General features: G+C 68.4%; 1 protein-coding gene. It reads left to right on the plus strand.

The annotated features are described in order from the left end of the window. The coding region (locus R1101_RS0111795; RefSeq protein WP_016933634.1) for a non-ribosomal peptide synthetase at nucleotides 1–8,090 on the plus strand (8,090 nt) is incomplete at both ends.

The following is an 8,090-nucleotide window of genomic DNA, read 5'->3' on the forward strand; positions in this document are numbered from 1 at the left end:
CGGGGTTATCACCGCCGTCCGTCGCTCACCGCCGACCGGTTCGTGGCGAACCCGTTCGGTTCGGCCGGAACGCGTATGTACCGGACCGGCGACGTCGTTCGCTGGGACGAGCAGGGACGCATCGAGTTCGCGGGCCGCTCCGACTTCCAGGTCAAGGTCCGCGGGTACCGCATCGAACTCGGTGAGATCGACGCGGCGCTGCTGACCCACCCCCTGGTCGACTTCGCGACCACCGTCGGGCACGAGATGCCGTCGGGCCAGACGGCGCTCGTCGCGTACGTGCACGGAGATCAGCAGATCGATCCTGCCGTGCTGGCCGATCACGTCGGCCGGTCGCTGCCCTCGTACATGGTGCCCTCGCAGATCATCGTGCTCGACGAGGTGCCGCTCAACCCCGTCGGCAAACTCGATCGCCGCGCCCTGCCCGAACCCGAGCTGGGCATCAGCTACCGCGAGTTCCGCGCCCCGACGACTCCCATCGAGGAGACGGTCGCGAATGTCTTCGCCGAAGTTCTCGGCGTACAGGGAGTCGGTCTCGACGACGACTTCTTCGAACTCGGTGGCAACTCGCTGCTCGCCACGCAGGTGGTCTCCCGGCTCGGTGTCGCGCTCGATGCACAGGTGCCGGTACGAGCGCTGTTCGAATCCAGCTCGGTGGCGGCGCTGGCGGTGCGCGTCGAGCAGGAGGCGGGTCGTGGCGCGCGCGTCGCGCTGACGAAACTGCCGCGGCCCGCACGGGTTCCGCTGTCGCTGGCGCAGCAGCGGATGTGGTTCCTCAACCGTTTCGATCCGCGCTCGGCCACCTACAATCTCCCGATGGCGCTGCGTCTGACCGGCGAACTGGACGTCGCGGCACTACAGGTGTCGATCATGGACGTCATCGACCGGCACGAGTCGCTGCGCACCGTCTTCCCCGACTCGCCGGACGGACCGCATCAGGTCGTCCGTGCCGCAGCGGAGGTCGTGCCCGACCTGACCCCCACCCGGATCACCCCCGGGGAGCTGCCCGCGGCGGTGCGTCGCCTGGTCTTCACCGGACTGGATGTGACGTCGGACGTGCCCATCCGCGCAGAGCTGTTCGAACTCGGCGACGAGGAACACGTGCTCGCGCTCGTCGTGCACCACATCTCGGCGGACGGCTGGTCCACCGGTCCGATGGCGCGCGACATCATGGTCGCCTACACGGCGCGCACCGAATGGGAGGAGCCGTCGTGGGCGCCGCTCCCGGTGCAGTACGCCGACTACACGCTGTGGCAGCGGCAGGTACTCGGATCCGAGGACGATCCGCAGTCACTGATCTCCCGTCAGCTCGACTACTGGCGTCGCACCCTCGCCGGCGTACCCGATCAGCTCGATCTGCCCGCCGACCGCCCGCGGCCGGCCATGCAGTCCTATTCCGGTGCCACCGTGGACTTCTCGATCGACCCGGAGTTGCACCGCGAGCTCGTGGCGCTGGCGCGCACCCGCAACGCGTCGCTGTTCATGGTGGTGCACGCCGCTCTGAGCGTGCTGCTCGCGCGGATGTCCGGCCAGGACGACATCGCGATCGGCACACCCGTCGCCGGTCGCGGTGAGCAGGCGCTCGACGACCTCATCGGCATGTTCGTCAACACCCTCGTGCTGCGCACGGAGGTCGATTCGGGTACGCCGTTCACCTCGCATCTGGCGCGGGCACGCGACGCGGCGCTCGGTGCCTTCGGCCACGCCGATGTGCCCTTCGAACGACTCGTCGAGGTGCTCAACCCGGCCCGGTCCACCGCCCGGCATCCCCTCTTCCAGGTCATGCTCTCGTTCGAGAACCTGCGGGCCGCGCACGTCGAACTGCGCGGACTCACCCTCGACGTGCTCGACATCGACACGGCGGTCGCCAAGTTCGACCTGCAGCTCACCCTCACCGAGGACTTCGCGGAGGACGGCACGCCCGACGGTCTCGGAGCGGCGTTCACCTACGCGACCGATCTCTTCGATCGTGCGACGGTGCGCGGCTTCGCCGATCGCTTCGTCCGCATCCTCGAGGCCGTGGTGCGCGAGCCGGAGGTCGCCGTCGGGGATATCGACCTGCTCGGCGGCGACGAGCGTCACGCGGTCCTCGAGTCGTGGAACGATACCGCGCACGCACTGGAACCGGCCACTCTCGTCGATCTGTTCGACAACCGGGTGGCGACGGATCCGGACGCCGTGGCCGTGGCCTTCGAGGGCGAACAGCTCACCTACGCGGAATTCGCTGCGCGCGCGAACCGGCTTGCCCGCCACCTGATCTCGCAGGGCGTCGGCCCCGAGTCGACCGTCGGACTCGCGGTGCGCCGCTCCCTCGACCTCCTCGTCGGCATGTATGCGATCGTCGAGGCCGGCGGTGCCTACCTTCCGCTCGACCCCGATCAGCCCGCCGAACGCAATGCGTACATCCTCGGGACGGCGGCGCCGGTGGCGGTGCTGACCACCACCCGCGACGCGTTCGAGACGAACGCTGCGGTGCCCACGATCGAGATCGACACGCTCGACCTGTCGGACCTGCCGTCCGGCCCGGTCACCGACGCCGAGCGCACCGCCGCGCTCACCCCTGCGAACACCGCGTACGTCATCTTCACGTCCGGCTCGACGGGCCGGCCGAAGGGCGTGTCGGTTCCGCACGGTGCGATCGTCAACCGCCTGCTGTGGATGCAGGACGAGTACGGACTCACCCACGACGACGTGGTGCTGCAGAAGACGCCGTTCACCTTCGACGTGTCGGTGTGGGAGTTCTTCTGGCCCCTGCAGATCGGTGCACGGCTCGAGATCGCGCTGCCCGAGGGGCATCGGGATCCGGCCTATCTCGCGCGGGTGATGGCGGAGCGCGGCGTCACGGTCGCGCACTTCGTGCCGTCCATGCTCGCGGTCTTCGTCGCCGAGAACGCCGCCGCGTCGGCGTCGTCGCTGCGGATGGTCTTCGCGTCGGGCGAGGCGCTGCCCGCATCGGTCGCCGCACGCCTGCGGACGATCCTGCCGGGCGCTCGCCTGCACAACCTGTACGGCCCGACCGAAGCGGCCGTCGACGTGACCTACCACGAGGTCACCGCGGCCGACGCCGTGTCGGTGCCCATCGGTGTCCCGGTCTGGAACACCGGTGTCCACGTCCTCGACGGCCGGTTGCACCCGGTGCCGGTCGGTGTCGCGGGTGAGCTCTACCTGTCGGGTGTCCAGCTGGCACGGGGCTACGTGGCGCGGCCGGACCTGACTGCGGAGCGCTTCGTCGCCTCACCGTTCGAGGCGGGGGAGAGGCTCTATCGCACGGGCGATCTCGTGCGATGGGTCGCCCGGGAGGTCTCCGACGCAGGCGCAGCACGTGCCGAACTCGAATACATCGGCCGGACCGACTTCCAGATCAAGCTGCGCGGTCTGCGCATCGAACTCGGCGAGATCGAGACGGCCCTGCTCGCGCTCGACGACGTCGACCGGGCCGTCGTGCTGGTGCGCTCGGACGCCCACTCCGGTGAGCATCTCGTCGCCTACCTCGTCGCCGCCGACGGGCGGTCGCTCGACACCGCCTCCGTCTCGCGTCGTCTCACCGGCTCGCTGCCGGCCTACATGGTGCCGGCGGTCTACGTCGTGCTCGACGAGTTCCCGCTCGGATCGTCGGGCAAGCTCGATCGCAAGGCCCTGCCGGCTCCTGTCTTCGAGGTCAAGGAGTTCCGTGCTCCCACGACGCCGGTCGAACAGATCGTCGCGTCGGTCTTCGCCGATGTCCTCGGACTCGACCGCGTCGGTCTCGACGACGACTTCTTCGCGCTCGGTGGCAACTCGCTGATCGCGACGCAGGCCGTCTCCCGCATCGGCGAAGCCCTCGGCGGCCGGACGGCGCTGCGTGCGATCTTCGAGTCGTCCACCGTCGAAGGTCTCGCCGCGGCTGTGGAGGCAGCGTCGTCCGGCATCGACCGGATCCCGCTCGTCGCCGGTCCGCGACCCGCACGGGTGCCGCTGTCGCTCGCCCAGCAGCGCATGTGGTTCCTCAACCGCTTCGACCCCGAGTCGGCGGTGAACAACATCCCCGTCGCCGTGCATCTGTCGGGCAAGCTGGACGTCGAGGCCCTCGAAGCCGCGCTCCACGACGTGATCTCGCGTCACGAGTCGCTACGCACCGTCTACCCCGACATCGACGGCTACGGATACCAGAAGGTGCTCGCCCCGGCCGATGTCACGATCCGACTCGAACCGCTGTCGATCGACCCGGCGAATCTTCCTGCCGAACTCCGACAGCTCGCCGCGACCCCGTTCGACCTTGCTCGCGACGTCCCCCTGATCGTCCGGCTCTTCGAGTCGGCTCCGGACGAGCACGTGCTCGTAGCCGTGCTGCATCACATCGCGGCGGACGGGTTCTCGATGGGACCGCTCACGCGCGACATCATGATCGCCTACGCCGCTCGGTCCACCGGGGAGGCGCCCGGCTGGGAACCGCTCGACATCCAGTACGCTGACTACACCCTCTGGCAGCGCGATGTCCTCGGCTCCGAGGAAGACCCGGATTCCCTGGTAGCGCAGCAGATCGACTACTGGATGGAAGCGCTGAAGGATCTGCCGGACAGCCTGGACCTCCCGGTCGACCGTCCTCGGCCCGCCGTCGCCTCCTACCGTGGAGCGACGTCGCGATTCACCGTCGGCGCAGAGCTGCGGGCCGCGATCGGACGCCTCGCGAAGGAACATCGGACGACGGACTTCATGGTCGTGCACGCGGTGCTCGCAGCGCTCCTCGCACGCATGAGCGCGTCGGACGACATCGCGATCGGCACCCCGATCGCCGGCCGCGGTGAGCGTGTCCTCGACGAGCTCGTCGGCATGTTCGTCAACACGCTCGTGCTGCGTACACAGGTCGACGTCTCGGCTCCGTTCGAGGAACTTCTCGGCCACGTACGCGACGTGGACCTGGGGGCGTTCGCACACGCGGATGTTCCGTTCGAGAGGCTCGTCGACGTCCTGGCCCCCGTGCGCACCCAGGCGCACAATCCGCTGTTCCAGGTGATGCTCGCCTTCCAGAACATCGGCCCGGTCTCGTTCGAGCTGCCGGAACTGTCGGTTTCGAATCTGGCGTTCGACAGCGACCTGTCGAAGTTCGATCTCGCCGTCACCGTCCTCGACGAGGACGGCGCCGGGACGGACGGTGGTTACGTCGTCGAATTGTCCTATGCCACCGACCTGTTCGATGCGGATACCGTTTCCGATTTCGGTGCGCGATTCGTCCGGATGCTCGAAGAGGTCGTCGCCGATGCATCGACTGCAGTCGGTGATCTCGAGATCCTCTCGGACGGAGAGGCGCAGCACTTGCTCTCCGTCCGTGGACGGGCGGTCGCGCGGACGGCGACGCTCGTGGAACTGCTCACCTCCGCGGTATCCGACCATCCCGATCGCATTGCCGTCCGGGCGGGCGACACCGTCCTGACCTACCGGGACCTCGACGAACGGTCCAACCGGATCGCACGGTATCTGATCGGACGCGGTGCCGGTCCCGACGAGCTCGTTGCACTCGCCTTCCCTCGTTCGTGGGAAATGGTGCTGGGGGTGTGGTCGGTCGCGAAGACGGGTGCGGCCTATGTGCCGATCGACCCGGAATACCCGATCGAACGCGTCGCCCACATGCTCGACGACTCGGGAGCCCTGCTCGGGCTGACCGCGACGGCGCACGCGGCGAAGCTGCCCTCCCGGACCGAATGGGTTCGGCTCGACGACGATGCGTTCGTCGCCGACTACTCCGCCCGGTCGGCGGCCCCGATCACGGATGCCGACCGCACGGCGTCGCTGCGAGTCGACCATCTCGCGTACGTCATCTACACCTCGGGTTCGACGGGTCGCCCGAAGGGCGTCGGGGTCACCCACCGCGGCCTGGCCGGTCTGGTCCGGGAAACCGTCGAACTGTACGGGGTGACCGCCCGGTCCCGGATCCTGCACATCTGTTCGCCGAGTTTCGATCCCTCCGTGCTGGACTGGACGATGGCGGGTTCGACGGGCGCCGAACTCGTCATCACGCCGCCGTCGATCTACGGTGGTGCCGAACTGCGGGCACTCATCGCGCAGACGAAGGTCACGCACGCCGTGATCACCCCGGCGGTACTCGGTTCGGTGGATCCCGGCGACCTGGACTCGCTGCACACCCTCAACGTCGGTGGCGACGCGTCCACTCCGGACCTCGTAGCGCGCTGGGCTCCCGGCCGGCGATTCTTCAACGCCTACGGGCCGACCGAGACCACGATCGTTTCGACTCGCGAACAGCTCGAGGCCGACGGGCCGATCACGATCGGCGCACCCACCGCGGGTGTGCACGCTCTCGTTCTCGACGGCCGGATGCGACCGGTTCCCACAGGGGTACCCGGCGAGCTCTATCTGGCGGGTGACGTACTCGCCCGGGGATACCATCATCGTCCCGGTCTCACCGCAGGGCGGTTCGTCGCGGCCCTGTTCGGCGTGCCGGGCGCTCGGATGTACCGCACCGGCGACATCGTGCGCTGGGACGCCGAGCGTCGTCTGGTGTTCGTGGGCCGCTCGGACTTCCAGGTCAAGATCCGCGGATACCGGATCGAACTCGGTGAGATCGACGCCGTGCTCCTGACACACCCGCTCGTCGTGTTCGCCAGCACCGTCGGCCACGAGATGCCCTCGGGGCAAACGGCTCTCGTCGCATACGTGCAGGGCGGTGCGGGGCTCGTCCCTGCCGAACTCTCCGAGCACGTCGCACGCTCGCTGCCCTCGTACATGGTCCCCTCGCAGATCATCGTGCTCGACGAGGTGCCGTTGACGCCCGTGGGCAAACTCGACCGCAGCGCGCTACCCGAACCGGAGTTCGGCCTCCGTTACCGCGAATTCCGTGCACCCACCACCCCGGTCGAAGAATCCGTCGCGCGAGTGTTCGCCGATGTGCTGGGCGTACAGGATGTCGGGCTCGACGACGACTTCTTCGAGCTCGGAGGGAACTCGCTCCTCGCGACCCAGGTCGTCTCCCGCCTCGGTGCGATCCTGGACACGCAAGTGCCGGTACGTGCACTCTTCGATGCCGGCACCGTTGCCGCACTCGCGGTGCGCGTCGAACGGGAGGCCGGCCGAGGTGAACGCGTCCCGCTCGCCAGGACGACGCGCCCCGAACGTATTCCGTTGTCGCCGGCGCAGCAGCGCATGTGGTTTCTCAACCGGTTCGATCCCGAATCCGGCGCGAACAACATCCCGGTAGGGGTGCGTCTGACCGGTGACCTCGACGTGAAGGCACTGCGTACCGCGCTGCGCGACGTCGTCGAACGACACGAGTCGCTGCGCACCGTCTATCCCGACGTCGACGGCGCAGGACACCAGTCGATCCTGCCGCCCTACACAGTGGAGTTGCCGGTCGAGCGTGTCGACGAGAGCGCCCTGTTCGATCGGGCCGAACAGCTCACCTCGGAGGGTTTCGACGTCACGCGCGAGGTGCCGCTGCGGGTCGTGCTGTTCACTCTCGGTGCCCGCGAACATGTGCTGTTCCTCGTGGTGCACCACATCGCAGCCGACGGTTTCTCCCTGCGACCGCTCGCGCGCGACATCATGCTCGCGTACGCCAACCGCTCGCGTGGGGAAGCTCCCGCGTGGGCGCCGCTGGAAGTGCAGTACGCCGACTATGCCCTCTGGCAGCGCGAGGTCCTCGGTTCGGAGAGTGATCCGGACTCGGTCTTCTCCCGGCAGACGAAGTACTGGACCGATCGGCTGGCGGACCTGCCCGACCAGCTCGATCTGCCGTCCGATCGTGCTCGCCCGGAGGTGGCGTCCAACGCCGGCCGCACGAGCCGGTTCCGGATCGAGCCACAGCTGCACGCTTCGTTGGAAGAGCTGGCCAGGCAACGGAACACGACGCTGTTCATGGTCGTGCATGCGGCACTCGCAGTGTTGCTGGCCCGGGTGTCCGGCTCGGAGGACATCGCCATCGGCACCCCGATCGCCGGTCGCGGCGAGCGTGCACTGGACGACCTCGTGGGCATGTTCGTCAACACGCTCGTGCTCCGCGTCGACGTGCGGAACGATCGTCCCTTCCACGACCTGCTCGGGCAGGTGCGGGAGACCGATCTCGACGCCTTCGCGCACGCCGACGTCCCTTCGAACGGCTC

Origin of the sequence: Rhodococcus sp. R1101, assembly GCF_000278445.1 — a bacterium.
Lineage (GTDB): Bacteria > Actinomycetota > Actinomycetes > Mycobacteriales > Mycobacteriaceae > Rhodococcus > Rhodococcus gordoniae.